Genomic DNA, 25,407 nt, shown 5'->3' with positions numbered 1-25,407 from the left:
GACGGGGAGCGCGGCCGGACAGACTCACCCGGTGAGAAGAACCGGACGGACAGCGCTGCTCGTGGGGCTGGCGCTGACCGGGTTGCTGGCGTCGGGCTGTTCCGCCGCCGACCCGGACACCGACGAACGCCACCGGCTGGCGACGTCGGCGGCGGCGCGGCAGAAGCGGGCGCAGGCGGAAGAGGACATCCGTGAGCGGGTGGCGGCGTTCGCGGCGCGGCCCTCGCTGGAGCCGGTGTTCCTGCGCTTCAGCGACTTCTGCCACGGGCCGCGGCCGTCGAACCTTTTCGAACAGCCCGATGACCCCGAGGTGGTGCACTGCCGGATGGACGCCGTCGCCTACTACGGGGCACCCCGCGGGATCACGGCGACCCTGAAGGACATCGGCCGGGCGCATCTGGGCGACTGGGGCGGCCTGACGGGCGGGGGGCCGGACACCGGTGGGATCGGCGGGCTGCGGTACGCGCTGGAGTACCAGCGGTCCAAGGGCCGGCAGGCCGACGGGCTGCGCCTGCCCAAGCCCGAGCTCAACGATCCGTCGTTCACCGTCGAGTGGGACGACCCGTGGGACCCGGCGTGGCGCATCGAGGAACCCATGCCGTGCCCCTCGCCCGCCCCGGACGGGCGGTGCCTGACGGAGCCCGCCGGTGCGACGGTGGCCCAGGCCCGCACCCGCCACGGGACCGTCTTCTCGGTCGCCTTCAGGAGCCGGGAGTACTGGACGGTCTCCCGCAAGGACTGGGAGGCCGGCCGGGGCTGACCGCCTCGGGTGAGCGGCAGCACGCCGGGGCGCTCCGCCGCTCACCGGTCACCCTGGGTCAGGCGGTGAGGCGCGCGATCGCGTCCTCGACCGTCAGCTCCTCGCGCTCGCCGGTCTTGCGGTCCTTCAGTTCCAGCACACCCTCGCCGGCCCGCCGGCCGGCGACCAGGATCTGCGGGACGCCGATCAGTTCGGCGTCGGTGAACTTCACGCCCGGGGAGACCCCGGCCCGGTCGTCCACCAGGACGCGGACGCCCGCGGCGGCCAGCTTCTCGGCGACGTCCAGCGCCAGCTCGGTCTGGAGCGCCTTGCCGGCGGCCACGACGTGCACGTCGGCCGGGGCGACCTCCTTGGACCACACCAAGCCCTTGTCGTCGGCGGTCTGCTCGGCGAGCGCGGCGACGGCGCGGGAGACGCCGATGCCGTAGGAGCCCATGGTGACGCGGACCGGCTTGCCGTTCTGGCCGAGGACGTCGAGCTTGAGGGCGTCGGTGTACTTGCGGCCCAGCTGGAAGATGTGGCCGATCTCGATGGCGCGGTCCAGCTTCAGGCCGGTGCCGCACTTGGGGCAGGGGTCGCCCTCCTGGACCACCACGACGTCCACGTACGCGTCGACCTCGAAGTCCCGGCCGGCGACGACGTTCTTGGCGTGCGTGTGCTCCTTGTTGGCGCCGGTGATCCAGGCGGTGCCGGGGGCCACGCGCGGGTCGGCGATGTACTTCACCTTCTCGCCCAGGCCCTGCGGGCCGACGTAGCCGCGGACCAGGTCGGGGCGGCCGGCGAAGTCCGCCTCGGTGACCAGTTCGACGGCGGCCGGGGCGAAGTGCGCCTCGACCTTGTCGAGGTCCACCTCACGGTCGCCGGGCACGCCGACGGCGACGATCTCGCCGTCCACCTTGACCAGCAGGTTCTTCAGCGTGGCGGAGGCCGGGACGCCGAGCGAGGCGGCCAGCGTCTCGATGGTCGGGGTGTCCGGGGTGGGGATCTCCTCCAGCGCGGGCACCGCCGAGCCGTCGGCCGGCCTCAGCTCGTAGGTGATCGCCTCCGTGTTGGCGGCGAAGTCGCAGTTCGGGCAGTCGGCGAAGGTGTCCTCGCCGGCCTCGGCGGGGGCCAGGAACTCCTCGGACTTGGAGCCGCCCATCGCGCCCGCGGTCGCGGCACAGATGCGGTAGTCGAGGCCGAGACGCTCGAAGACGCGCTGGTAGGCCGCGCGGTGCAGGGCATAGGACTGGGCGAGGCCCTCGTCCTCCAGGTCGAAGGAGTACGAGTCCTTCATGAGGAACTCGCGGCCGCGCAGGATGCCGGCCCGGGGGCGGGCCTCGTCGCGGAACTTGGTCTGGATCTGGTAGAGGATCACCGGCATGTCCTTGTAGGACGTGCACTGGTCCTTGACCAGGAGGGTGAAGATCTCCTCGTGGGTGGGGCCGAGGAGGTAGTCGCCGCCCTTGCGGTCCTTCAGCCGGAACAGCTCCTGTCCGTACTCGTCCCAGCGGCCGGTGGCCTCGTAGGGCTCGCGCGGCAGCAGGGCGGGCAGGGAGACCTCCTGGGCGCCGATGGCGTCCATCTCCTCGCGGACGATCCGCTCCACGTTGGCGAGGACCTTCTTGCCGAGGGGCAGCCAGCTCCAGATGCCGGCGGCCGTGCGGCGGACGTAGCCGGCGCGGACGAGGAGCTTGTGGCTGAGGACCTCGGCGTCCGCCGGGTCGTCGCGCAGCGTCTTCGCCATCAACTGGGACATGCGCTGGACCGGTGCTTTCGCCATGGTTCTCGTACTCCTGCCGGGAAAACGGTGATGGCAAGGAGGTTAGCCGGGCGAGCTGTGCCGGTGGAAATCGGTTAACGCCTGCGCAGGGGCAGCGGGGCACCCATCACGGCGTACGGCCTCGGGGCGCTCGGGAAGTGGACCTGGCGGGCGAGGTCGACGTAGCCGAGGGAGTGGTAGAGGCCGCGGGCAGGGCTGTCGGTGTCGATCGCGGAGAGGATCGAGCGGGGCTCGGCGGCGGTGTCGGTGATGGTGGTGATCAGGCGCCGGCCGATGCCGCGGTTCTGGTGGTCGGGGTGGACGTGCAGCTCGGTGATGACGAAGGAGTCGTCGAGCCAGAAGTCGTTGCCGCCCGCCCGCAGGTAGGGCTCGACGACGGTGGACCACCAGTGGGTGCGGCTGTTGGGCATGCCGTAGACGAACCCGACGAGGCGTCCGCCGGCGGTCGCCCCGAAGGCCCTGGCGCCGGTGTACTGCATGTGACGCAGGACGATCTGGCGGCGCACGGCGACCTCGTCCTGCCCCAGGCCGAACGCGAGGGCCTGGACGGCGAGGGCCTCGTCGACGTGGGCTGTGAGGTCCAGGGTGCCGATCACGAGGTCCATGCCGGGAGCGTACAGGGCACGCTTCAGAAGAGAATGCTCATGAAGGCGCCGACCTCCCGGAGCCCCACCCTCCGGTACGTCCGTCGCGCCGCCGTGTTGAAGTCGTTCACGTACAGGCTGACCACGGGGGCCACGTCGGCCAGGGCGTAGCGCAGGACCGCCGCCATTCCGGGGGCGGCCAGGCCCCGGCCGCGGTACTCGGGGGCCACCCACACCCCCTGGATCTGGCAGGCCTGGGGCGTGGCCGCGCCGATCTCCGCCTTGAACACGACCCGGCCCTGGTCGTCGACGCGGGCGAAGGAGCGGCCGGAGCCGACGAGTTCGGCGACCCGGGCCTGATAGAGCAGGCCGCCGTCGCCGGCCATCGGGGAGACGCCGACCTCCTCGGTGAACATCGCCACGCACGCCGGCATGATCGTCTCCATCTCGTCCTTGCGGACGCGGCGGACGTACGGGTCGGGGGCGATGTCGGCGGGCATCCGGTCGGTGACCATCAGCGGCTGGTGGGCGCGGACCTCGCGGGCCGGGCCCCAGTGCGGCTCCAGCAGCCGCCACAGCTCGGCGGTCGAGTCGGCGGGGCCGACGATGGAGGAGCAGCGGCGGCCGGCCCGGCGGGCGCGGTCGGCGAAGGCGCGGACGGCGCGCGGGGTGGCGCAGATGGGGACGAGGTTGGCGCCCGCGTAGCACAGGGACGTGAGCATGCCGTCCTCGTACCAGCCCCACATCTCGCCGCCGAGCCGCCAGGGGTCGAGGCCGGCGATCTGGACGCGGGAGGTCACGAAGGCGTTCGCGACCGGCTCGCGGTCGAGCACGGCGAGCGCTGCGTCCAGGTCACTCGGTTCGAGCACCCGTGAGGTGGTCTGGGTCAACACGTGCGGGGCCTCACCCTGGGGTTCTGCTGATCCCCGCACTATAGCTGCGCTGCCTGGCCGTGCGCCTTCCAGCTCGGGGGCTTACGGGTTCCGGCGGCCGCGGGTCGTCCGTGGTTCTCGCGCCCCGCGGCGGAGCCGCATGTCGATTCAGCCCCGCGCCCCTTCGGGGCGCTCCCACCGGTGCCGGAAAGCTCAGCCCGCCACCGACACCGACGGCTCGCCGGACGTCACGCCGTCCTTCTCCATCTGCTCGGCCAGCTTCATGGCCTCCTCGATGAGGGTTTCCACGATCTTGGACTCGGGGACGGTCTTGATGACCTCGCCCTTGACGAAGATCTGGCCCTTGCCGTTGCCGGAGGCGACGCCGAGGTCGGCCTCGCGGGCCTCGCCGGGGCCGTTGACGACGCAGCCCATGACGGCGACGCGCAGCGGGACATCCATGCCGGTCAGGCCGGCGGTGACCTCTTCGGCGAGCTTGTAGACGTCGACCTGGGCGCGGCCGCAGGACGGGCAGGAGACGATCTCCAGGCCGCGCTGGCGCAGGTTCAGCGACTCCAGGATCTGGATGCCGACCTTGACCTCCTCGGCGGGCGGGGCCGACAGGGAGACGCGGATGGTGTCGCCGATGCCCTGGGAGAGCAGGGCACCGAAGGCGACGGCCGACTTGATCGTGCCCTGGAAGGCCGGGCCGGCCTCGGTGACGCCGAGGTGGAGGGGGTAGTCGCACTGCTCGGCGAGCTGGCGGTAGGCCTCGATCATCACGACCGGGTCATTGTGCTTGACGGAGATCTTGATGTCGTGGAAGTCGTGCTCCTCGAAGAGGGAGGCTTCCCAGAGGGCGGACTCGACGAGGGCCTCGGGGGTGGCCTTGCCGTACTTCTGGAGCAGGCGCCGGTCGAGGGAGCCGGCGTTGACGCCGATGCGGATCGGGGTGCCGTGGTCCTTGGCGGCGCGCGCGATCTCCTTGACCTTGTCGTCGAACTGCTTGATGTTGCCGGGGTTGACGCGGACGGCGGCGCAGCCGGCCTCGATGGCGGCGAAGACGTACTTGGGCTGGAAGTGGATGTCCGCGATCACCGGGATCTGGGACTTCTTCGCGATGGTGGCGAGGGCGTCGGCGTCGTCCTGGGTGGGGCAGGCCACGCGGACGATCTGGCAGCCGGACGCGGTCAGCTCGGCGATCTGCTGGAGGGTGGCGCCGATGTCGGACGTACGGGTCGTGGTCATCGACTGGACCGAGACCGGCGCGTCTCCACCGACCGCCACGCTTCCGACCTGGATCTGCCGGCTCTTCCGGCGCTCGGCGAGCTTGGTCGGAACGGACGGCATGCCGAGAGAAATCGCAGTCATCTGCTGTGCAACCCCAAGTCGTGGATCAAGGTCCGGTCCCGTGCTACGGCGGGCTCCAGGCTTCGAGATTACGGCACCGGCGCGGGCGTCAGCACATCCGACCCGGTAATCCCACTCGATCGAAGGCGGCCCGGAACGACATGCGCCCGGGCCGCCTCGAACTCCATGTGGCTAGGAGATTTTCACCGGGTTGACCACGTCGGCGATCAGCACCAGGACGGTGAAGCAGACGAAGATCCCGGCCACCACGTACGCCACCGGCATCAGCTTGGCGACGTCGAACGGACCGGGGTCGGGCCGCCGCAGCACCCGGGCCACGTTCCGCCGCAGCGACTCCCACAGGGCGCCCGCGATGTGCCCGCCGTCGAGCGGGAGCAGCGGGAGCATGTTGAACAGGAAGAGGGAGAGGTTGAAGCCGGCGAGGACGAACACGAACATGGCCACCTGCTGCGAGGCGGGAATGTCCAGGGTGGCGATCTCGCCGGTGACCCGGGCCGCGCCGACGATGCCCACCGGGGAGTCCGGCTCGCGCGGGCCGTCGCCGAAGGCCGCGTCCCACAGGGCCGGGATCTTGCCGGGCAGGGCGACGAGGGAGTCGACGGCGTCGCCGACCCGGTTGTTCATCCAGGTCACGGAGTCGTCGAGGTCCAGCCGTACGACGCCGTGGGCGGCGCTGAAGCCGAGGAAGCCGGCCTTGACGTAGCCCTTGGCGTAGTAGCCGCTGGAGTCCTTCCTGGGGACCAGGTTCTCGGCGATCCTGGCGTGCAGGGTCAGCTCCCGGCCCTTGCGGTCCACGACGATCGGCACGTTCTTGCCGGCGCTGTCGCGGATGAGGTCGGAGAGCGTGTCCCAGTCCTTGGTCGGCTTGCCGTCGAAGGAGACGATCTTGTCGCCGGCCTTCATGCCGGCCTGCGCGGCCGGGGACGCCGGGTCGGACTTCTTGCAGGTGTCGCGGTTCTCGCTCTGGGCGATGACGCAGGGCGAGACGGACTCGACGGAGGTGGTCTGCTGCTGGACACCGAAGCCCATCAGGTAGACGAAGAACAGGCCGATCGCGAGCACCAGGTTCATGAAGGGGCCCGCGAACATGACGATGACGCGCTTCCACGGCTTGCGTGTGTAGAACATGCGCGTCTCGTCGCCCGGCCTGAGCTCCTCGAAGGCCGCCGAGCGCGCGTCCTCGATCATGCCGCGCCACGGCGAGGTGGAGCGGGCGGCGACCCGGCCCTGGTCGTCGGGCGGGAACATCCCGATCATGCGGATGTAGCCGCCGAGCGGGATGGCCTTGATGCCGTACTCGGTCTCGCCCTTCGTCCGCGACCAGATGGTCGGGCCGAAGCCGACCATGTACTGCGGGACGCGGATGCCGAAGAGCTTGGCCGTGGACAGGTGCCCCAGCTCGTGCCACGCGATCGAGACGAGCAGGCCGACCGCGAAGACCACTATGCCGAGGATGAACATCAAGGTCGTCATGCACGCGCCTCCGCGGTCGCCGTCGTGGCTGTGAGTTCGCGGGCCCGGGCTCGTGCCCAGGTCTCCGCTTCGAGGACGTCCGACACGGTCAGTGAGGTTCCCGTGACCGGGGTGCCGTGTTCCTCGACCACCCGGGTGACGGTCTCCATGATCCCGTTGAAGGGCAGCGCGCCGTCCAGGAAGGCCGCGACGCACTCCTCGTTGGCGGCATTGAACACCGCCGGGGCCGTGCCCGCGAGCTGCCCCACGTGCCGGGCGAGGTTCACCGAGGGGAAGGCCTCGTCGTCCAGCGGGAAGAACTCCCACGTGGAGGCCGTGCTCCAGTCGAAGGCGGGCGCCGCGTCCGGGACGCGTTCGGGCCAGCCCAGACCGATGGCGATCGGCCCGCGCATGTCGGGGGGTGTCGCCTGGGCGATCGTGGATCCGTCGGTGAACTCGACCATCGAGTGGACATACGACTGGGGATGCACGACCACCTCAATGCGGTCGAAGGGAATGTCGTAGAGGAGGTGGGCCTCGATGACTTCCAGTCCCTTGTTGACGAGGGTCGCCGAGTTGACCGTGATCACCGGGCCCATCGCCCAGGTGGGGTGGGCGAGGGCGTCCTCGACGGTGACGTGTGCCAGCTCGGCCCGGGTCCGGCCGCGGAAGGGGCCGCCGGAGGCGGTGACGACGAGCTTGCGGACGTCGGCGCGGGTGCCGGCGGCGAGCGCCTGGAAGAGGGCCGCGTGCTCGGAGTCGACCGGGATGATCTGGCCCGGCTTGGCGAGCGCGGTGACCAGCGGGCCGCCGACGATCAGCGACTCCTTGTTGGCGAGCGCGAGGGTGCGGCCGGCTTCCAGGGCGGCGAGGGTCGGGGCGAGGCCGATGGAGCCGGTGATGCCGTTGAGCACGGTGTGGCATTCGGAGGCGGCGACCTGGGTGGCCGCGTCGGGTCCGGCGAGGATCTCGGGCAGCGGCTCCGCGCCGCCGTACTCGGCGGCGAGCGCCTCGCGTAGCGCGGGTACGACGTCCTCGCGGGCGACCGCCACGGTCCGCACCCGCAGCCGGTGCGCCTGCTCGGCGAGGAGGGCGACCCGGCCGCCGTTCGCGGAGAGGGCGGTGACCCGGAAGCGGTCGGGGTTGCGCAGCACGAGGTCGATGGCCTGGGTGCCGATGGATCCGGTGGAGCCGAGGATCACCACGTCCTTGGGGCCGTCCCCGGGGGCGGGGTCGTAGACGAGGTGCGGGTCGGCGAGGGGCGCCGGACGGGCGGGACTGTCGGTCATCCCCCCATTGTCGCCGCAAGCGGCGACGGTCCGGACAGGGTGTCCCTCGCGCGGGTGGGTTAACAGCTTTCGTCGCCGGATGGAGTGGTTTTCCCTTTGTGAAGTCACCGTGAAGATCATGTGATAACTATTCATTCCTCACGACTTCGCGGACGACATCCTGGGGGGATCTCTCCATGCGTATTGCGCGCGTACGCGCCGCCCTGCCCGCCCTCGCCGGCGCCGCCCTGCTCACCGGCACCCTGCTCAGCACCCCGGCCGAGGCGGCCGGGGGTGTGCGGATCCACCACGTGTGGTTCGACAGCCCCGGCGCGGACAACCGCTCCAACAAGAGCCTGAACGCCGAGTGGGTGCAGCTCAAGAACACGAGCGGTTCGGCGATCTCGCTCAAGGGCTGGGTACTGAAGGACGCCGCCGACCACAAGTACGTCTTCCCGAACGTCAAGATCGGCGCCGGGAAGTACCTGAAGGTCCACACCGGCAGCGGCTCGGACACCGCGTCGGACAAGTACCAGGACCGCCGTGCCTACGTCTGGAACAACGACAAGGACACGGCCACGCTGACCAAGGCGAGCGGCACCAAGGCCGACACCTGCTCCTGGACGACGCGGGACCCGAGCGACACGTACTGCTAGCTCCCGAACGGGCGGCGGGCGTTCTCCCGCTCGCTGGGGCCCGGGGTCGCGTCGGCGATCCACGGGCCCTCCCCCGACGGGTCGAGGACGCCCTCCTCCAGCCAGGTGTAGGCGCCGCCGAGGACGCCCTCGACCACCTTGCGGTCCAGGTCGTCGGTGTTGTTCCACAGCCGGGCGAAGAGCTCCTCCACCCTGATGCGGGACTGACGGCAGAAGGCGTCGGCGAGCTGGTACGCCTCGCGGCCGTGGCTGCCCTCGCCGCGCAGCCGCTCGGCGCGGACGCAGGCCGCGCTCATCGCGAACAGCTCGGCGCCGATGTCCACGATCCGGCCGAGGAAGCCCTGCTTGGTCTCCATCCGCCCCTGCCAGCGGGACATGGCGTAGAAGGTGGACCGGGCCAGCTTGCGGGCGGTGCGCTCGACGTAGCGCAGATGGCCGGACAGATCGACACCGTGCCTGAACTCCCCGTACGACATGGGAAGTTGGCCCGGGCCCGCGACCAGCTTCGGCAGCCACTTGGCGTAGAAGACGCCCGCGCCCACACCGGCCTTCGCCTTGTCGGACAGGGACTTGTCCGGGTCGATGAGGTCACCGGCGACCGACAGATGGGCGTCCACGGCCTCGCGCGCGATCAGCAGGTGCATGATCTCCGTCGAGCCCTCGAAGATGCGGTTGATGCGCAGGTCGCGCAGGATCTGCTCGGCCGGCACCGGGCGTTCGCCGCGCGCCCGCAGCGACTCGGCCGTCTCGTACCCGCGCCCGCCGCGGATCTGGACCAGTTCGTCGGCCATCAGCCAGGCCATCTCGGAGCCGTAGAGCTTGGCGAGGGCGGCCTCGATGCGGATGTCGTTGCGGTCCTCGTCGGCCATCTGCGAGGACAGGTCGAGGACGGCCTCCAGGGCGAAGGTGGTGGCGGCGATGAAGCTGATCTTGGAACCGACGGCCTCGTGCAACGCGACCGGCTTGCCCCACTGCTCACGCTCCGCCGCCCACTCGCGGGCGATCTTCAGACACCACTTGCCGGCGCCGGCGCACATCGCGGGCAGCGACAGCCGGCCGGTGTTGAGGGTGGTGAGCGCGATCTTCAGCCCGGCGCCCTCGGGGCCGATGCGGTTGGCGGCGGGGACCCGGACCCGGTGGAAGCGGGTGACGCCGTTCTCGATGCCGCGCAGGCCCATGAAGGCGTTGCGGTTCTCGACGGTGATGCCCTCGGCGGTCCCCTCCACCACGAACGCGGTGATGCCGCCCTTGTGGCCCTCGGACTTCGGCACCCGCGCCATGACCACGAGCAGGTCGGCGACCACCCCGTTGGTGGTCCACAGTTTCACCCCGTCGAGGACGTAGGTGTCGCCGTCGGGTACGGCCGTGGTGGCGAGGCGGGCCGGGTCGGAGCCGACGTCCGGCTCGGTGAGCAGGAAGGCGGAGATGTCGGTGCGGGCGCAGCGGGGCAGGAAGGCGTCCTTCTGCTCCTGGGTGCCGAAGAGCTTCAGTGGCTGCGGCACGCCGATCGACTGGTGGGCGGAGAGCAGCGCGCCGACGGCGGGGCTGACGGAGCCGACCAGGGCGAGTGCCTTGTTGTAGTACAGCTGGGTGAGGCCGAGGCCGCCGTACTTGGGGTCGATCTTCATGCCGAGGGCGCCGAGTTCCTTCAAGCCCGCCACGACCTCGTCGGGGATGCGGGCCTCGCGCTCGATGCGGGCCGGGTCGACGACCGTCTCGCAGAAGGCGCGCAGCTTCGTCAGGAACTCCTCGCCGCGCCGGACGGACTCCTCGTCGGGGAGGGGGTGGGGGTGGATGAGGTCGAGCCGGAAGCGCCCGAGGAACAGCTCCTTGGCGAAGCTGGGCTTGTGCCAGTCCTGCTGCCGGGCGGCCTCCGCCACCTGACGGGCCTCGCGCTCGGTGACGGTGGTGCGTGGGGTGGTGGTGGCGGACATTGAGGCTCACCTCGCCGCAAAGAGGGACGACTGGGACCGTTCGTTACCGACCAGTGCTACTGGATCGTTGGTACCCGAAACGGGCCGACCCCACCACCCCTCGCGCGTCCGAACGGCCGATACGGTTCCTGGCAGCACCCCACCAAAGAAGTATCGAAGCGCTTCGACAGCCTATGGACACCCACCCGCGCTGAAGCTAGTGTCAATTGCACCCTCACTTGCCCTTGTCCGCTACGCGCACTGTCGAAGCGCTTCACAAAGCTTGGAGAGCTGGATGGTCACCCTCGCCGAGGTCGCCCAGCACGCCGGAGTCTCGGCGAGCACGGTGAGCTATGTCCTCAGCGGCAAGCGGTCCATCTCCGCGACCACCCGGCAGCGGGTCGAGCAGAGCATCCGGGAGCTCGGCTACCACCCGAACGCGGGCGCCCGCGCCCTGGCCGGCAAACGGTCGAACATCATCGCGCTGATGATCCCGCTGCGCACCGACATGTATGTGCCGGTGATGATGGAGATCGCCATCGCGGTGGCCACCACGGCCCGGACCCACGGCTACGACGTCCTGCTGCTCACCGGCGAGGAGGGCCCCGAGGCGGTGCGCCGGGTCACCGGCAGCGGCCTGGCCGACGCCATGATCCTGATGGACGTCGAACTGGAGGACGAGCGGCTGCCGCTGCTGCGGCGTGGGGGTGCCCCCGCTCGAGCGACGTCGAGAGCGGGGGACGACCAGCCCTCCGTCCTGATCGGTCTGCCCGCCGACGCCACCGGTCTGACCTGCGTGGATCTGGACTGGACGGCGACCGGTGCACTGTGTGTGGAGCACCTGGCGGGGCTCGGCCACCGCGACATCGCTGTCATCGGCGAGGCCCCCGCAGTCTATGAGCGGCACACCGGTTTCGCCGAGCGCACGCTCGACGGGCTGCGCTCCCGGGCCCGGGAGACGGGCCTGCGGGTGCTGCACCGGCCGTGCGAGGGCGGGTACGACGCGATGGCCCGCACCCTCGCCCGGATCTTCGACGAGCGCCCGGGGACGACCGGGTTCGTGGTGCAGAACGAGTCGGCGGTGGAGCCGCTGCTCGCGCTGCTGCGCCAGCAGGGCCGTGCCGTGCCCGAGGACGTGTCCGTGGTCGCGATCTGCCCCGACCAGGTCGCCGTCCAGGCGTCGGTGCGGCTGACCTCGGTCGCCATCCCGGCCCAGGAGATGGGCCGGCACGCCGTGGAGCACCTGGTGGCCCAGCTGGACGGGCGGGGCGGCGGCGAGGTCGTGCTGCTCGCGCCCGAGCTGACGGTACGGGCGAGTTCGGGACCGGCGCCGGCCGCGTCCTGACGCGCCCTCGCACCCTTTCTCCCCACCGCACCGACGTACTTCTCCGTGCCCCGCGCCGCCGGGGCACGGCTCTGCCTGCCTTGTCCCTGCCCGCACTCCTCTCATCAGGAGCCGCCGTGAATCAGCCTGCCGCCGCGCAGCCCAAGGTCAGTCTCGCGCAGTCCTCCCCCACCGTCGGCACGTTCCGGGAGCGGGACGGGGCGCTGGAGTGGAGCGGCCGTCAGGAGACGGTGCGGATCGAGCCGTGGGGTCCCGACGCGGTCCGGGTACGGGCCCGGCTGGGCGGCCCGGTGCTCGACGGGCTGCCGGGCGCGCTGCTCGCCGGCCGGCCGCCCGCCGGGTCCACGATCGCCCTCGATGCCGCGGAAGGGCGCCTGACCGTCGGCGCGCTGACCGTCGAGGTGACCGCCGAGGGCCTGATCCGTTTCCTGCGCACGGCCGACGGCAGCGAGCTGCTAGCCGAGGACCGCGCCCATTTCTGGTGGCCGGGCCCGCGCCTGTACACGGCGGTCGGAGGCGGCCGGCACCGTCTGGAGCAGCGGTTCGCCGCCTACGAGGGCGAGAAGCTGTACGGCCTGGGCCAGCACCAGCACGGCCGGCTGGACCAGAAGGGCCTGGTGCTGGACCTGGTGCAGCGCAACGCCGAGGTGAGCGTCCCCGTGCTGGTGTCCAGCCGGGGCTACACGATGCTGTGGAACAACCCGGCGATCGGCCGGGTGGAGCTGGCCGGCAACGGCACCCGGTGGGTGGCGGACTCCGCCCGGCAGATCGACTACTGGATCACGGCGGGCACTCCGGCCGACGGCCAGCGCGCCTACACGGCGGTGACCGGGCGTTCGCCGATGCTGCCGGAGTGGGCGGCGGGCTTCTGGCAGTGCAAGCTGCGCTACCGCACCCAGGACGAACTCCTCGCCGTGGCACGGGAGTACAAGCGCCGTAGCCTGCCCCTGTCGGCGATCGTCTGCGACTTCTTCCACTGGACCCACCTGGGCGAGTGGAAGTTCGACCCGAAGGAGTGGCCGGACCCGGCGGCGATGGTCGAGGAGCTGGCGGAGCTGGGCGTCAAGCTGGTCGTGTCGGTGTGGCCGTCGGTGTCCCCGCTCTCCGAGAACCACGCGGTGATGGAGCAGCGCGGCTGGTTCATCGGCACCCAGTACGGCCCGCTGGCGCACGCCGACTGGCCGGACAAGGAGGTCGCCTCCACCGTCCAGGTGGCGTTCTACGACGCCACGAACCCCGAGGCCCGGGACTTCGTGTGGTCCCGCGTCCGGGACAACTACCTGACCCCGTACGGCATCACGGCGTTCTGGCTGGACGCCTGCGAGCCCGAGCTGAAGCCCGGATTCCAGGACAACCTGCGCTACTGGGCGGGCCCGGGCCTGGAGGTCGGCAACCTCTACCCGGCCGAGAACGCCCGCGCCTTCTACGAGGGCCTGCGGGCCCAGGGCGAGGAGGTCATCACCCTCAACCGCTCGGCGTGGGCGGGCAGCCAGCGCTACGGGGCCGCGCTGTGGTCCGGTGACATCGGCACCGACTTCGCGACGCTGCGCCGGCAGATCGCGGCCGGCCTCAACACCGCGCTGTCCGGCATCCCCTGGTGGAACACCGACATCGGCGGCTTCCACGGCGGCGACCCGGACGACCCGGCCTACCGGGAGGTGATGGTCCGCTGGTTCCAGTTCGGCGCGCTGTCCCCGCTGATGCGGCTGCACGGCTTCCGCGACCCGGGCATGCCGCTGGGCCCCGAGATGACCGGCGGCCCGAACGAGGTGTGGTCCTACGGCGAGGAGGCCGGAGCGATCCTGGAGCGGTATCTGCGCCTGCGCGAGCGGCTGCGGCCGTACATCCTCACGGTCATGCGGGAGGCCCACGAGGAGGGGCTGCCGGTGCTGCGCCCGCTGTTCCTGGAGTTCCCGGACGACCAGGCCGCCTGGCCGGTGGACGACGCCTACCTCTTCGGCCGGGACCTGCTGGTGGCCCCGGTGCTGACGGCGGGGGCGACGGCCCGGACGGTGTACCTGCCGGCGGGGGCGCGCTGGACGGACGCCTGGACGGGTGTGACGTACGAGGGCGGTACGGCCGTGACGGTGGACGCTCCGCTGGAGCGCATCCCGCTGTTCCTGCGGGACGGCGCGGAGCTGCCCATCAGGCAGTGACGGGGAGGGGCCGGCCCCGCGAGGGAGCCGGCCCCTGGTCTCTCAGCCGCTGCTGACGGTCAGGTTGTTGGTGGTGAAGTTCAGGCCGCCGGACGACGAGGTGATCTCGTAGCCGAACTGGACGTCCCCGATGGTCTCGTTGCCGAACCAGCCCTTGGTGTCCTTGATCCACTTCAGGATCGGGAGGATGTTGACCGTGCCGGAGCCGGAGTTGGAGGTGCGGACGAAGGAGAAGACCTCGTTCGCGCCGTTGTTGCCCTTGTAGACGGTCCAGGTGTGACCGCCCAGCGTCACGGTGCCCTGCGAGGTGCCGAGGGGGCCGACGGCTCCGGTCTTGTTGACCCAGAGCATGATCTCGTAGTCGTAGTCCGTGTCCCAGATGTCGTACGACGTGTTGTACGCGCCGGACGACGGGACCGTGACGTTGTAGCTGCTGGTGAGCGAGCCGAGGGAGGTGATCGGCTTGTTGATCACCTTCTTGGCGTTGGGGTAGGACTTGATGCCGCCGGTGTTCGGGTGGTTCGCCCAGACGCCCCAGTTCGTGCCGGAGTTGGCCCATATGCACTGGCTGCCGGCGCCGGAGCCCCAGATGTTGTTGTAGAGGGTGTAGCCGTTCAGGGTGGTGTTGCCCCACTGGTCGCAGGAGTTCCAGACGGCGGCGGAGGCGGGCGCCGAGGCGAGGCCGACGGTGGCGCCCAGGGCGAGGGCGGGGGCCAGCAGCGCCTTGGCGACGCGGCGCAGCGTGTGTGATGCCATGGTGTCCCTTCCATGGGTGGGGGGAGTTTCTCCGGTCACCGCGCCCCCAGGGTGAGGACGCGGTCTTCTCCGGCGACGAGGTCGAGCGGCTCCGCGCCGGAGGAAGTCCGCAGTTCGACGCGGTGGGTGCGGCCGGGCCGTACGACGGCCCGGGCACCGTCCGGGCCCCAGGCGAGGTCGACCCGGGCGCCGAACCGGGTGCGCACCCCGCGCAGCTCGCCGCTCGGCCAGCTGTCCGGGACGGCGGGCAGCAGGACCAGGCGGTCCGGGGTGGACTGGACGAGCATCTCGATGAGCACGCCGGGCAGGGTGTGCGCGGCGTCCGCGTTGTAGACGTTCCGGTGCGGGTAGTGGGCGCTCATCAGGGAGGTGTGGAAGAAGTCGCCGGCCAGCACCCGGGCGAGGGCGTCACCGGCGCGGCCGGCGTCCCCGAGCCGGGCGGCGGCCAGGGCGTGGTGCAGATGGCCGTGGGCGGAGTCGTTCTCGGCGCCGCGCAGGGCGAGGGCCCGGTGGGCGGCGGCGGCCAGGCGCGGTGTGTCGTAGGGGGTGATCTCGTCCAGCGGCCAGAGGTCGTACAGATGGCTGAGGTGGCGGTGGTCGTAGGTGTCGTCGAGTCCGGGCCAGGCCCATTCGGCGAGGGCGCCGTCGGCGTTGATCCGGTGCGGCGGCAGCCGGTCCGCCAAGGCCCGCCACCGGTCGGCGTGTTCGGGGTGGTAGCGGGCTGCGGTGCGCAGGGTGTGACGGGCGGCGGAGAGGTCCATGGCCGCGTTGATCGCGCCCCAGCTGCCGTTCGCGGGGCGGTTCTCGGGAGAGTAGGAGGGCACGACGACCAGGTGGCCGTCCGCGTCGGTGCGGGTGAGGAAGTCCTCGTAGAAGAGGGCCGCCTCGGCGAGCGCGGCGGCGGTGCGCGGATCCCGCCCGCCGTGGATCTCGTCGTGGTCGACCAGCGGTTTGAGCAGCCAGTCGGCGCCCGCGGTCCACAGGTGCAGTGGGTATTCGCGGCTGAAGTGGTACGTCAGCCCGGACTCGCCGTCGGTGTGCGAGGGCGCGACGGCGCCCCGGGTGCCGAAGATCGCGCGGGCGTTGGCCCGCCAGTCGGGCAGCTGCCGCTCGACCAGCGTGGCCAGCGCCTCGGTGACCTCGGGCAGGGCGGCGGCGGGGGCGGCGGCGGTCTGGAGGTTGAGATTGGCGTTCGTGGTGAACGCCCCGGACCAGGCGGTGTTCCAGTCGCCGGTCCACAGTCCGGTGAGCCGGGGCGGGTTGAAGCCGCTGCTGGACAGCAGGTGGTAGCGGCCGGCGGCGAAGAGCCGCTCCAGCAGGGCCGGGCTGAGCGGGCGCCGGAGCAGCTCCGAGCCGGGCAGGGCGCGCTCGGCCGGGTCGGCGCCGAGGTCGAGACCGACCCGCAGGTAGGCGGTGCGGTGCCGGTCCAGATGGCGGGCGAGGAGGGTGTCGTACGGCCGCTCGGTGCCGTCGAGCAGGCTCTGGAGCAGCCGGGCCTCCGCCACCACGTCCGCCTCGCCGGTGTGCCGGCGCACCCGGGTCAGCAGCAGTACCGAGCGGGCACCGGTGACCCGGACACCGGGTGGGACGAGTTCCGTCCGGCCGCCGGCGACGGCGACGAGGGTGACGCCGGTGTAGGCGCGGTCGCTGTCCGGGTACCGGGCGCGCAGGCTCAGCAGGGCACCCTCGGGGGTGAGCAGCGCGCCGTGGCCGACCCGCAGCCCGGCCGGCGCGCCCGGCAGCCGGTGGTCCAGGCGGACGTCCAGATCGCCCGCGGTCATCTCGTGCACGATCACGTCGTCCGCGCGGGAGACGAAGACGCGGCTGCCGGCGTCGGCGCGGACCGCCGCGACCTCGCCGCTGGTGAAGTCGACGGCCCGGCGCAGGTCCCGCCCGCCGCCCGCGCCGGGACACCGGACGCGTACCTGGAAGGCCGGGTGGAAGGGCTGCACCCACTGGAGCGGGCGGCCGTCGGTGAAGCGCTCGGCGGCGGTGAGGTCACCGGCGAGCAACCGGTCCTGGAGCGCGGGGAGTGCGGCGGCCAGCCGGGGCGGCCGGGCGTGCTCGCCGCCGCCCGGCCGGACCAGGGCGTGGTGCGTGACGACGACCCGCTCGTCGTTCGGATCTCCGAACGCAAGGGCGCCGTGGTGGCCGTTCCCGCTGAGGAAGGCGTCCTCCCAGCGGGTGGCCGGGGCCGGCTCCCAGGTGCCGTGGACCGGGGTTCGGCTCATGACCGCAGCACCGCCACTCCGTACCGGCCGAGGGTGACCGTGTCCGTGACGGCGGCTGTGCCGAGCAGCTCGCGGTGGGTCCCCGGGACCCGGACGGTGACCGGCTCCCGCCCGTGGTTCAGCAGGAACAGCAGCTCGCCCCGGCGCACCGCCTCCACGCCCGCCGGGAGCCCCTCCAGCACCGGCCGCACCCCCGCGTCGGCGGCGATGTCGGCCAGCAGGGCACGCAGCGCCTCGGGCTCGGGGAGCGTGGAGACGTACCACGCGCGGCCCCGGTGCAGCACGGCGGGCAGTCCGTCCAGCTCACCGCCCTGGTACGGCACGCTCTCGGCGGCCCCCGGCACCGGCTCGATCTCCTCCGACCACAGCGTGCCGCGAAAGCCCTCGCACGCCACGGTCTCCCCCGCCTGAAGCGGCCACCACTCGTGCAGGGTGCGGATGCCGAACAGCTCGCGCAGCCGGGCGTCCATGCCGCCGGCCCGGACCCGGTCGTCCGCGTCGGCGACGCCGCTGAGGAAGCCGCAGACCAGGGTGCCGCCGCCGCGGACGTACGCGAGGAGGTTGTCGACGGCGGTCTCGGTGAGCAGGTACAGCTGCGGGGCCACGACGAGCCGGTAGCCGGACAGGTCGTGTTCCGGGTGGGCGAAGTCGGTGGTGAGGTGGGCCTCCCACAGCGCCCGGTGCCAGGCGGTGAGCACCTCCGGCAGGTCCACCAGGGTCGACAGCCGGCCCTCGTGATCGCCGGCCCACCAGGAGTGCCAGTCGTGCAGAATCGCGACTTCGGCCGTGACGTGACCTCCCGTCACCTGGCCTTCCAGCCGGGCGAGTTGCCCGCCGATCTCCTTGACCTCCTGGAAGGTCCGGCCCTCCTCCCCCGCGTGCGAGACCATCCCGGAGTGGAACTTCTCGGCGCCCTGCCGGGACTGGCGCCACTGGAAGTAGCAGACGGCGTCGGCACCGCGGGCGACGGCCTGGAAGGACCACAGGCGGTTGAGGCCGCGCGGTTTGGGGTGGTTCACCCCGCGCCAGTTGACCGGCCCGGCCGCCTGCTCCATCAGCATCCACGGCCCGCGCGCCTGCGAGCGGGTCAGGTCCTGCACCAGCGCGCCGCGCTGCGCGCCCAGCGGGTCGCGCGGGTCGGGGTAGAGGTCGACGGAGACGACGTCCTCCTCCTCGGCCCAGCGCCAGCCGTCCTGCCCGACCCACAGCGGCATGAAGTTGGTGGTCACGGGGAGGTGCGGGGTGTGCCGGCGGACGATGTCCCGCTCGGTGGTGAAGCACTCCAGGAGCATGTCGGAGGTGAACCGCCGGAAGTCCAGCACCTGGCCGGGGTTCTTCAGATAGTGGACGTGGCGGGGCGGCAGGATGCCGTCCCAGGTGTCGTAGCCCTGGCTCCAGAAGGCGGTGCCCCAGGCGGAGTTGAGCGCGTCCAGGGTGCCGTACTTCGCGCGCAGCCAGCGGCGGAAGGCGGCGGCGGCCTCGTCGCCGTAGTCGAAGGTGCAGTACTCGTTGTTGATGTGCCACATGGTGAGGGCGGGGTGGCTGCCGTAGCGGGCGGCCAGGTCCTCGGTGATGGCGGCGGCGTAGCGGCGGTAGGTGGCGCTGGAGTGCGAGAAGTGCTGCCGGCCGCCCCACCGTTCGACGCGGCCGTCGGCGTCCCGGGGCAGGGTGTCCGGGTGCAGCCGGCCCATCCAGGGCGGCGGGGAGGAGGTGGGCGTGGCGAGGACGACCCCGATGCCGTGGTCGTGCAGGAGGTCCATCAGCCGGTCCAGCCAGCCGAACTCCCGGGCGCCCGGCTGGGGTTCGAGCTTCGACCAGGAGAAGACACCGAGCGTGACGGAGTTGACCCGGGCCTGCTTCATCAGCCGGACGTCGTCCCGCCAGGTCTCCTCCGGCCACTGCTCGGGGTTGTAGTCGCCGCCGAAGAGGACGCGCCCCCGGGTGGCGTCGGCGAGGCCCGGCTTCATACCGGCTCCCCGTACTGGATGCCCCGCCCGTTGGTGGCGAGGTAGACACGCCCGTGGATCCGCGGGTCACCGGTGACGGCCTGCCCGGTCCAGCCCCAGCGGTGGGCGTCGTCGTCGATACGGACCCAGGTCCTGCCCTGGTCGTCGGAGCGCAGGACGGCGACACCGGAGTCCGCGACCGCCCCCACCTGGTAGATCGCCGGCCCGTCGGCGCCGGGGGCGGCCTTGCCGAAGCCGAGGGTGTACGAGGCGCGCACACCGGCGACCCTGCTGAAGCCCACCCCGCCGTCGGTGGACCGGTACAGCCCGTTCTCCTTGGTGCTCAGCCACAGGTCGCCCGTCCGCCCGGGGGCCGCGGCCAACTGGAACCGGCTGTCACCGGACGGCAGCCGGGCGGCGCGGGCGGCGAAGGTGCGACCGCCGTCGGTGCTGGCGTACAGGGTGCCCGTGTCGGTGTCGTAGGCGTAGAAGACGGCCGGGTCGACGGGGTCGGCGAGCGGGGTGGCTCCCTTGGGGAAGGAGGACACCTCGGTCCAGCCGGCGCCCCCGTCCGCCGACCGGTGGGCGGGGTACCTGGTCCCGTCCCAGTGCACGAAGGTCCACAGCAGCACGCCGCCGTCGGCGCCGACGGCGATCGGGCCGGGGGCGTCCTCGGCGAGGGCGGGCTGGGCCGGGAAGGGCGCCCAGGTGCGTCCGCCGTCGGCCGAGAAGGCGCCGTTCCCGTGGTCGCCCCACCCGGTGCGCACGACGTACGACGGTTTCGCCGCGGCGAGCGCGAGTCCGGTCGCCGTACCGAAGACGGGGTTCGTGGCCATGCCGCGGGACGGGGAGGCGGTGAGCCGCTCGTGGTACAGCACCCCGATGTCGCCGTTCCCGCTGATCAGATGGGCCTGCCCGGTCGGCGGTGAGATCAGCTGCCGTACGGAGGTCTCCTCCAGGCCGCGGATCCTGGGTGCCCAGTGGACGAGGTCACGGGTGCCGTAGACGGTGGCGCCGGTGCCGTAGAGGATGTGCTCCGGGTCGTACGGGTCGACGGCGACGGCCTGGATCCACCAGCCGAACTTGGGCCTGTCCTCGCCCCAGGCGAGATAGGGGGTCTCGGAGACGTCGAGGACGGCGGAGTCCTTCAGGGAGACCCAGCTGCGGCCGCCGTCGGTGGTGCGGTACAGGGTGTCCACCGCGGACCAGCGGTTGTTGGTGGAGACGACGACCGTGCCGGGGCGGCCGCCGGCCACCGCGATCCCGCCGTAGCCGAAGGTGTCGGTGCCGCCCGGGGCGACCGGGGTGACGTCGGTCCAGGTACCGGTGGCGGTGTTCAGCTTGTGCACGCTTCCGTCGGACTGGCCGTTCGGGCCGGGTGCGTCGGCGTACGTGACGTACAGCTCGTGGGTGTGGCGGTCGTGGGCGGCGCGGATCGGGACCTTCGCGGCGGTGCCGGTGGGCTGTCCGGGGACGGGTTCCCAGGTGGTGCCGTCGGTGGTGCGGTACAGGTTCGGCCGCGCGGTGGTGCCGTCGGCGTCGCCCCAGCCGGCGTAGACGGTACGGCCGGCGGCGAGGAGCAGGGTGACCCCTTGACCGCCGCTGGTGGGCGCGGCCGGGAAGCCGCTCTGCGGCGCCCAGCTGTCGCCCCGGTCGGTGGACTTGAGGAGTCCGTCGTGGCGGGTGCCGAGCCAGAGGGTGTCGCTGTCGCGGGGGTCCACGAGGAGCCGTTCGCCGGTGCCCCGGCCGTCCTCGTTGGCGCCGAGCCGGACGGGCAGGCCGGTGCGGTGCCAGGTGCGGCCGCGGTCCTCGGAGCGCAGGAACGCGCCGTTGCCGGCCCACGGCTGGGCGTACGTGCCGAGGGCGAGGTACAGCCGGTCGGGGTGGGCCGGGTCGACGGCCAGGGCCGCCACGCCGAGGAGGTTCCAGTCGTCCCAGCCGAGGTGGTCGGTGAGGGGGGTCCAGCGGGCGGTGGCCTGGTCCCAGCGGTAGGCGCCGCCGATGTCGGTGCGGGCGTAGGCGAGGGTGGGGGTGGTGGGGTGGAAGAGGATGCCGGTGACGAAGCCGGTGCCGCCGATCACTGCCGTGCGCCAGCGGTACGCGCCCCGCTCGGCCGGGGCCGCGGTGTCGGGGCCGGCCGCGTGGCCTTGGCTGGGGAGGGTGGCGAGCGCGGCTGCGGCGGCCGTTCCGGCGAGGACGGTTCTGCGGGTGGGGGTGGGCATGGGGTACCTCGGCTGGGTGTCTTGGTCGGGTGGTCCGGTACGGGTGCGGGGCGGGGGTGGGGTCGCTTGCCGGCGCCGGCGGGTGCCTCGCCCTCCCCAAGCTCTCGGCTTCGCTCGAGGGCGCTGGGCGCCCTGAAGGAGCGCGGGGAACTGCGCGACCAGCCCCCACCCACCCGCAGTCGCCGACGAGACCGCACCGCCCCTTCGAACAGGCGCCGTCGGCTACCCCTTCACCGCTCCTGTCAGCATCCCCTTCCGGAAATGCTTCTGGACGAACGGCGACAGCACGGCCACCGGCAGCAGGGCCAGTACCATCACCGCCATCTGGATGGCCAGCGGCGACAGCTGACCGGTGTTGATCTGGGCCGACAGCCCGACCGGCCGTTCCTGCTTCTGGACCAGCTGGATCATGACGTTCTGCAGCGGCATCTTCTTCTGGTCGGTCAGATAGATCGACGCGTTGAACCAGGCGCTCCAGTACCCGACCGCGTAGAACAGGGTGATCACCGCCAGCACGGCCCGGGACAGCGGCAGCACGATCTGCCACAGGATCCGCCAGTCCCCCGCCCCGTCGATCCGCGCGCTGTCGATGAGTTCGGGCGAGATGCCCATGAAGAACCCCCGGAGCACGAGGATGTTGAAGACGCTGACCGCGCTCGGCAGGATCAGCGCGAGGTAGGTGTCGGTGAGGCCGAGCGCCTGGACCAGCAGGTACGTCGGGATCAGGCCCGCGCCGAAGAACATCGTCGCGAGCAGGGTCAGCAGGATCCAGCGATGGCCCAGTGAGCCCCGGCGCGAGAGACCGTACGCGCACAGGACCGACACCGTCATGCTGAACAGCGTGCCGACGAGCGTCACCCCGATGCTGACCAGCGCGGCCCGCTGCACCTGGCCGCCGCTCAGCAGCTCCTGGTAGGCGACGAAGGTGATGCCCTTGGGGATCACCACCAGTCCGCCCGTCTCGTCGATGACCTTCTTCGGGGACAGGCTGGTGACGACCACGATCCACAGCGGGAAGAGCACGGCGAAGCAGGCGATGGCGAGGACCAGCCCCTTCGCGGCGAGCCCGGCCCGCGCCGGTTCCTCCTCCCAGACGGGCCGGGGCGGCGCCGCCCACCGGCTGTGCCGGTCCGCGTCCCGTACCCCCGGCGGCCGTTCGACCACGGCGCTCATTTCTCGTACACCCCCTGCTCGCCCATGAGGTGGGCCACCTTGTTCGCCACGAGGACGAGGGTCAGTCCGACGACCCCCTTGATCAGGCCCGCCGCCGCCGCATAGCTGAAGTCCTGGTTGCGGATGCCGTTCCACCACACGTAGGTGTCCAGCACCTCGGACGCGTCCGGGCCGACCGCCTGCCGCTGGAGCAGGAACTGCTCGAAGCCGACGGTGAGGGCGTCACCGACGCGCAGCACGAGCAGGAGCGCGATCACCGGCCGCAGCGCGGGCAGCGTGACGTGCCACATGCGGCGCCGGCGTCCGGCGCCGTCCATGGCGGCGGCCTCGTACAGGTCCGTGGAGACGGCGGCGAGCGCGGCGAGGAAGACGATGATGCCCCAGCCCGCGTCCTTCCAGACCATCTGCGCGGTGACCAGGTACTTGAACACGGACGGGTCGGTCATGACGTCGAAGCCGGAGTGCCCGTGTTCGCGCAGGGTCTGCGCGAGGACGCCGGCACCGCCGAAGATCTGCTGGAAGACGGTGACGACCAGCACCCAGGAGAAGAAGTGCGGCAGGTACATGATCGCCTGGGCGACCGCGCGCACCCGGGGCCGGATCACGCTGTTGATGAGCAGCGCGAGCGCGATCGGGATCGGGAAGAACAGCACCAGCTGGAGGAAGAAGAGGACGAACGTGTTCTGCACGGCGTGCCAGAACTCCGAGTCCGCGAAGACCCGTTGGAACTGCTCGAAGCCGACCCAGGGGCTCTGGAAGACGGCGACGAAGCCGTTGTCGCTGAGATAGGGGTCGTAGTCCTGGAAGGCGACGACGTTGCCGAGGATCGGGACGTAGTTGAAGACCAGGAGCAGCAGGACCACGGGCAGCGTCATCAGGATCAGGGTGCGGTCGCGCCGGAACCTGGTCCTCAGGCTCAGCTTGCGTTCGGGCTTGCGGCGGCCGGCGGAGCCGCCGGCCGCCGCCGGGCCCCCCTCCCCCGTCTTCGTCCCGGCCCGGCTGCGGGCAACGGTGCTGGTCACGTCGCCGAGCCGGTGGAGTCGAGCAGCTTGCGGTACCAGTCGCGCAGGTCGTCGCCGCCCTGCTTCTTCCACTCGGCGACCGCCTGCTGCACATCGCCGATCTTCTTCCGGCCGCGTACGACGTCGTCCTCGAGCTGCTCGAAGTCGTCGGCGAGGTTGGACCAGCGGCCGGGTTCGGTGATCGTGAGGCCGTAGAAGGAGGACTTCTTGGTGAAGGCGCCCATGCGCTGCTGCCACTCGACCATGCCCCGGGTGACCTCGGGGAAGTCGGGGTGGGCGACGTACGCGGCGGGCTTGCCGGTGTAGTCGAAGGCGCCGAGGACCTCGTTGACGCCCTTGGTGGTCTTGGTGGGCACGCCCTTGTTCAGGGTGAAGTCGGTGCCCTCGACGCCATACTCGGCGAGCAGGCGTTCCTTCGTGCCGAACGGCGCGGCGCAGAAGTTGGCGATCGCGAGGAAGTCCTTGATCTGCTGCTCGGACGCCTTCTTGCTGATGAAGGTGAAGATGTTCGCGGGCTGGACGGCCCACAGCAGGGGGTCGCCGCCGTCGTGGGTGAAGATGTCCATCGCGGCCATCTCGAAGTCCGGGTTCTGGGTGCGCTGTTCGGAGGTCTTGCCGAACCAGTCGGACAGGTCCTGGTTGTAGACGAGGAGCTTGCCGGCGGTGAACCTGGTGCCGGGCGGGTTGGCGGTCTTGCCGGCCTTGTCGTCGGGGTGGACCACACCCGCGGCGAACAGCTTGCGGGCCCATTCGAGGGCCTCCAGGTACTCCTCGGTCTCGACCCGGTTGATCAGCTTGCCGTCCCGGAGGTGCCACCACAGCGCCTTGTCGCTGCCGTTGAGGACGCCGAAGGCGTTGAAGGCGGTCCACTTCATGTCGGCGCAGGCCCACACCCCGCCCTTGGCGTCGGTGGCCTCCTTCGCCCAGGCGAGGAACTCGTCGGTGGACTTGGGCGGTTGCCAGCCCTTCTGATCGAAGACGTCCTTGCGGTAGAAGGGCGCGATGTTGGTGACGTAGGAGCCGGGCAACGGGATCGCGCGCAGCTGTCCGCCGAAGATGGAGCGCTGCCAGGCGTCGGTGGGGACGGCGGCGAGGTTGGGGTAGTCCTTGACCTTGTCGCCGGACAGGTAGGGGCCGAGGTCGGCGAACTTGGCGTTGATGGCGCTGGGGATCTTGCCCATCAGGTTCCAGCCGGGGACGACCACGACGTCCGGGATGTCGCTGGAGGCGAGGACCGCGCCGAGCTTCTCGTCGTAGGTGTTGCCGTCCTGGTTCTGCCAGCCGGTCTCGACGCCGATGGCCGCGTTCATGGCCTTGTAGTAGGCGTTGGAGTTGTCCGGCGGGGTGCCCCACAGGGGGGCCATGACGGAGAGCTTGCCGCCGCTGCCGAGCTTCTTCGGCACGGAGGTCTTCAGCCGGTCCAGGGCGACGGCCTTGGTGAAGCCGGCGGCGGAGCCGTTCTTCGCGGGGATGTCGGGGGCGACGACGCTCGATGCCACATACGCGGGGAGGATCTTCTGTGCCGCCTTGCCGGAGGTGGTGCCTTCCTTGCGGCCCTCCTGCCCGCCGCCGCAGGCGGTGAGCAGCGGCAGCCCGCCGGCCACCGCCGCGGCGGCGACCGCGGTGGAGGCGAGGAAGCTTCTCCGGCTGGGGGAGCTTCTCCGGCTGGTGGCGGAGGAGGCGGCGTTCGGCGTCATTGCGTCAACCCTTCATGGCGCACCAGGACACCCGGCGGTGGCCGTCGGCTGCGGTGTCTTCAGTGGATCCGGCTGAGCGGAGGCGTTCTGCATCGCGGGCGGTAGAAGCAGTCGAAGCGCTTCGATGTTGCTGCGAGATTAAGTGAACGCCTGAGGGCGCACAAGGGTCGTTTGCAAGATTCCTCGGACCTCCGGCGTGTCCGGACGGGACCAGAAGCCCC

18 protein-coding genes are annotated in these 25,407 nt (G+C 71.5%); 4 read left to right on the top strand and 14 right to left on the bottom strand.

From position 1 onward, the window contains the following. The first annotated feature begins 31 nt into the window (after positions 1-31). On the top strand, positions 32-760 hold the full coding sequence (locus ACZ7DL_RS31010) for a hypothetical protein (protein WP_470779185.1): 729 nt from the start codon (positions 32-34) through the stop codon (positions 758-760). Positions 761-818: 58 nt separating this feature from the next. Here the strand turns inward: ACZ7DL_RS31010 and ACZ7DL_RS31005 are convergent, their stop codons facing one another. From ACZ7DL_RS31005 to dxr, 6 genes are all read right to left on the bottom strand, one after another. Then, positions 819-2,522, bottom strand: a complete 1,704-nt coding sequence (locus ACZ7DL_RS31005) for a proline--tRNA ligase (RefSeq protein ID WP_470779182.1) — start codon at positions 2,520-2,522, stop codon at positions 819-821. A 74-nt stretch (positions 2,523-2,596) separates the two neighbouring features. Continuing rightward, the gene (locus ACZ7DL_RS31000; RefSeq protein ID WP_470779180.1) at positions 2,597-3,127 is read right to left on the bottom strand and encodes a GNAT family N-acetyltransferase; all 531 of its coding nucleotides are present in this window, start codon (positions 3,125-3,127) and stop codon (positions 2,597-2,599) included. Positions 3,128-3,150: 23 nt separating this feature from the next. Next, the gene (locus ACZ7DL_RS30995; RefSeq protein WP_470779178.1) at positions 3,151-3,999 is read right to left on the bottom strand and encodes a GNAT family N-acetyltransferase; all 849 of its coding nucleotides are present in this window, start codon (positions 3,997-3,999) and stop codon (positions 3,151-3,153) included. A 192-nt stretch (positions 4,000-4,191) separates the two neighbouring features. Continuing rightward, entirely contained in the window at positions 4,192-5,349 is a 1,158-nt protein-coding gene (ispG, locus tag ACZ7DL_RS30990) for a flavodoxin-dependent (E)-4-hydroxy-3-methylbut-2-enyl-diphosphate synthase (protein WP_470779176.1), read from the bottom strand. Between the two features lie 171 nt (positions 5,350-5,520). Then, positions 5,521-6,822, bottom strand: coding sequence for a M50 family metallopeptidase (locus ACZ7DL_RS30985; RefSeq protein ID WP_470779174.1), 1,302 nt, complete (start codon positions 6,820-6,822; stop codon positions 5,521-5,523). Next, positions 6,819-8,090, bottom strand: a complete 1,272-nt coding sequence (dxr, locus tag ACZ7DL_RS30980; RefSeq protein ID WP_470779172.1) for a 1-deoxy-D-xylulose-5-phosphate reductoisomerase — start codon at positions 8,088-8,090, stop codon at positions 6,819-6,821. Before dxr ends, ACZ7DL_RS30985 begins: the two co-directional genes overlap by 4 nt. A 176-nt stretch (positions 8,091-8,266) precedes the next feature. On the opposite strand from dxr, the gene ACZ7DL_RS30975 reads away from it, so the two are divergent. After that, positions 8,267-8,725 carry a lamin tail domain-containing protein gene (locus tag ACZ7DL_RS30975; RefSeq protein WP_470779170.1) on the top strand — a complete coding sequence of 153 codons (459 nt, stop codon included), beginning with the start codon at positions 8,267-8,269 and terminating at the stop codon, positions 8,723-8,725. On the opposite strand, the gene ACZ7DL_RS30970 is transcribed toward ACZ7DL_RS30975, so the two are convergent. Next, positions 8,722-10,659 carry an acyl-CoA dehydrogenase family protein gene (locus ACZ7DL_RS30970; protein ID WP_470779168.1) on the bottom strand — a complete coding sequence of 646 codons (1,938 nt, stop codon included), beginning with the start codon at positions 10,657-10,659 and terminating at the stop codon, positions 8,722-8,724. The two genes, ACZ7DL_RS30975 and ACZ7DL_RS30970, sit on opposite strands and share 4 nt — an antisense overlap. A 274-nt stretch (positions 10,660-10,933) precedes the next feature. Here ACZ7DL_RS30970 and ACZ7DL_RS30965 point away from each other — a divergent pair, with 274 nt between their 5' ends. Both ACZ7DL_RS30965 and ACZ7DL_RS30960 read left to right on the top strand, forming a co-directional pair. Continuing rightward, entirely contained in the window at positions 10,934-11,983 is a 1,050-nt protein-coding gene (locus tag ACZ7DL_RS30965; RefSeq protein WP_470779166.1) for a LacI family DNA-binding transcriptional regulator, read from the top strand. A 116-nt stretch (positions 11,984-12,099) separates the two neighbouring features. Further along, a complete protein-coding gene (locus ACZ7DL_RS30960; protein WP_470779164.1) occupies positions 12,100-14,139 on the top strand; it encodes a glycoside hydrolase family 31 protein in 2,040 nt (679 codons plus the stop codon). 42 nt (positions 14,140-14,181) lie between these two features. Here the strand turns inward: ACZ7DL_RS30960 and ACZ7DL_RS30955 are convergent, their stop codons facing one another. From ACZ7DL_RS30955 to ACZ7DL_RS30925, 7 genes are all read right to left on the bottom strand, one after another. Further along, entirely contained in the window at positions 14,182-14,895 is a 714-nt protein-coding gene (locus ACZ7DL_RS30955) for a glycoside hydrolase family 12 protein (protein WP_470779162.1), read from the bottom strand. Between the two features lie 35 nt (positions 14,896-14,930). Further along, positions 14,931-17,126 carry a glycosyl hydrolase family 95 catalytic domain-containing protein gene (locus ACZ7DL_RS30950; RefSeq protein WP_470779159.1) on the bottom strand — a complete coding sequence of 732 codons (2,196 nt, stop codon included), beginning with the start codon at positions 17,124-17,126 and terminating at the stop codon, positions 14,931-14,933. Next, positions 17,123-19,093, bottom strand: coding sequence for a beta-galactosidase (locus ACZ7DL_RS30945; protein WP_470779157.1), 1,971 nt, complete (start codon positions 19,091-19,093; stop codon positions 17,123-17,125). Before ACZ7DL_RS30945 ends, ACZ7DL_RS30950 begins: the two co-directional genes overlap by 4 nt. Next, positions 19,090-21,294, bottom strand: coding sequence for a WD40/YVTN/BNR-like repeat-containing protein (locus tag ACZ7DL_RS30940; RefSeq protein WP_470779155.1), 2,205 nt, complete (start codon positions 21,292-21,294; stop codon positions 19,090-19,092). Before ACZ7DL_RS30940 ends, ACZ7DL_RS30945 begins: the two co-directional genes overlap by 4 nt. Before the next feature lie 222 nt (positions 21,295-21,516). After that, positions 21,517-22,467, bottom strand: coding sequence for a carbohydrate ABC transporter permease (locus ACZ7DL_RS30935; RefSeq protein WP_470779153.1), 951 nt, complete (start codon positions 22,465-22,467; stop codon positions 21,517-21,519). Further along, positions 22,464-23,489, bottom strand: a complete 1,026-nt coding sequence (locus ACZ7DL_RS30930) for an ABC transporter permease (RefSeq protein ID WP_470779151.1) — start codon at positions 23,487-23,489, stop codon at positions 22,464-22,466. Before ACZ7DL_RS30930 ends, ACZ7DL_RS30935 begins: the two co-directional genes overlap by 4 nt. Continuing rightward, a complete protein-coding gene (locus ACZ7DL_RS30925) occupies positions 23,486-25,186 on the bottom strand; it encodes a type 2 periplasmic-binding domain-containing protein (RefSeq protein WP_470779149.1) in 1,701 nt (566 codons plus the stop codon). Before ACZ7DL_RS30925 ends, ACZ7DL_RS30930 begins: the two co-directional genes overlap by 4 nt. Positions 25,187-25,407: the final 221 nt, after the last annotated feature.

The sequence above is a fragment of the Streptomyces sp. NPDC036984 genome (assembly GCF_055607665.1).
This window is presented reverse-complemented; position numbering and strand designations above follow the sequence as displayed.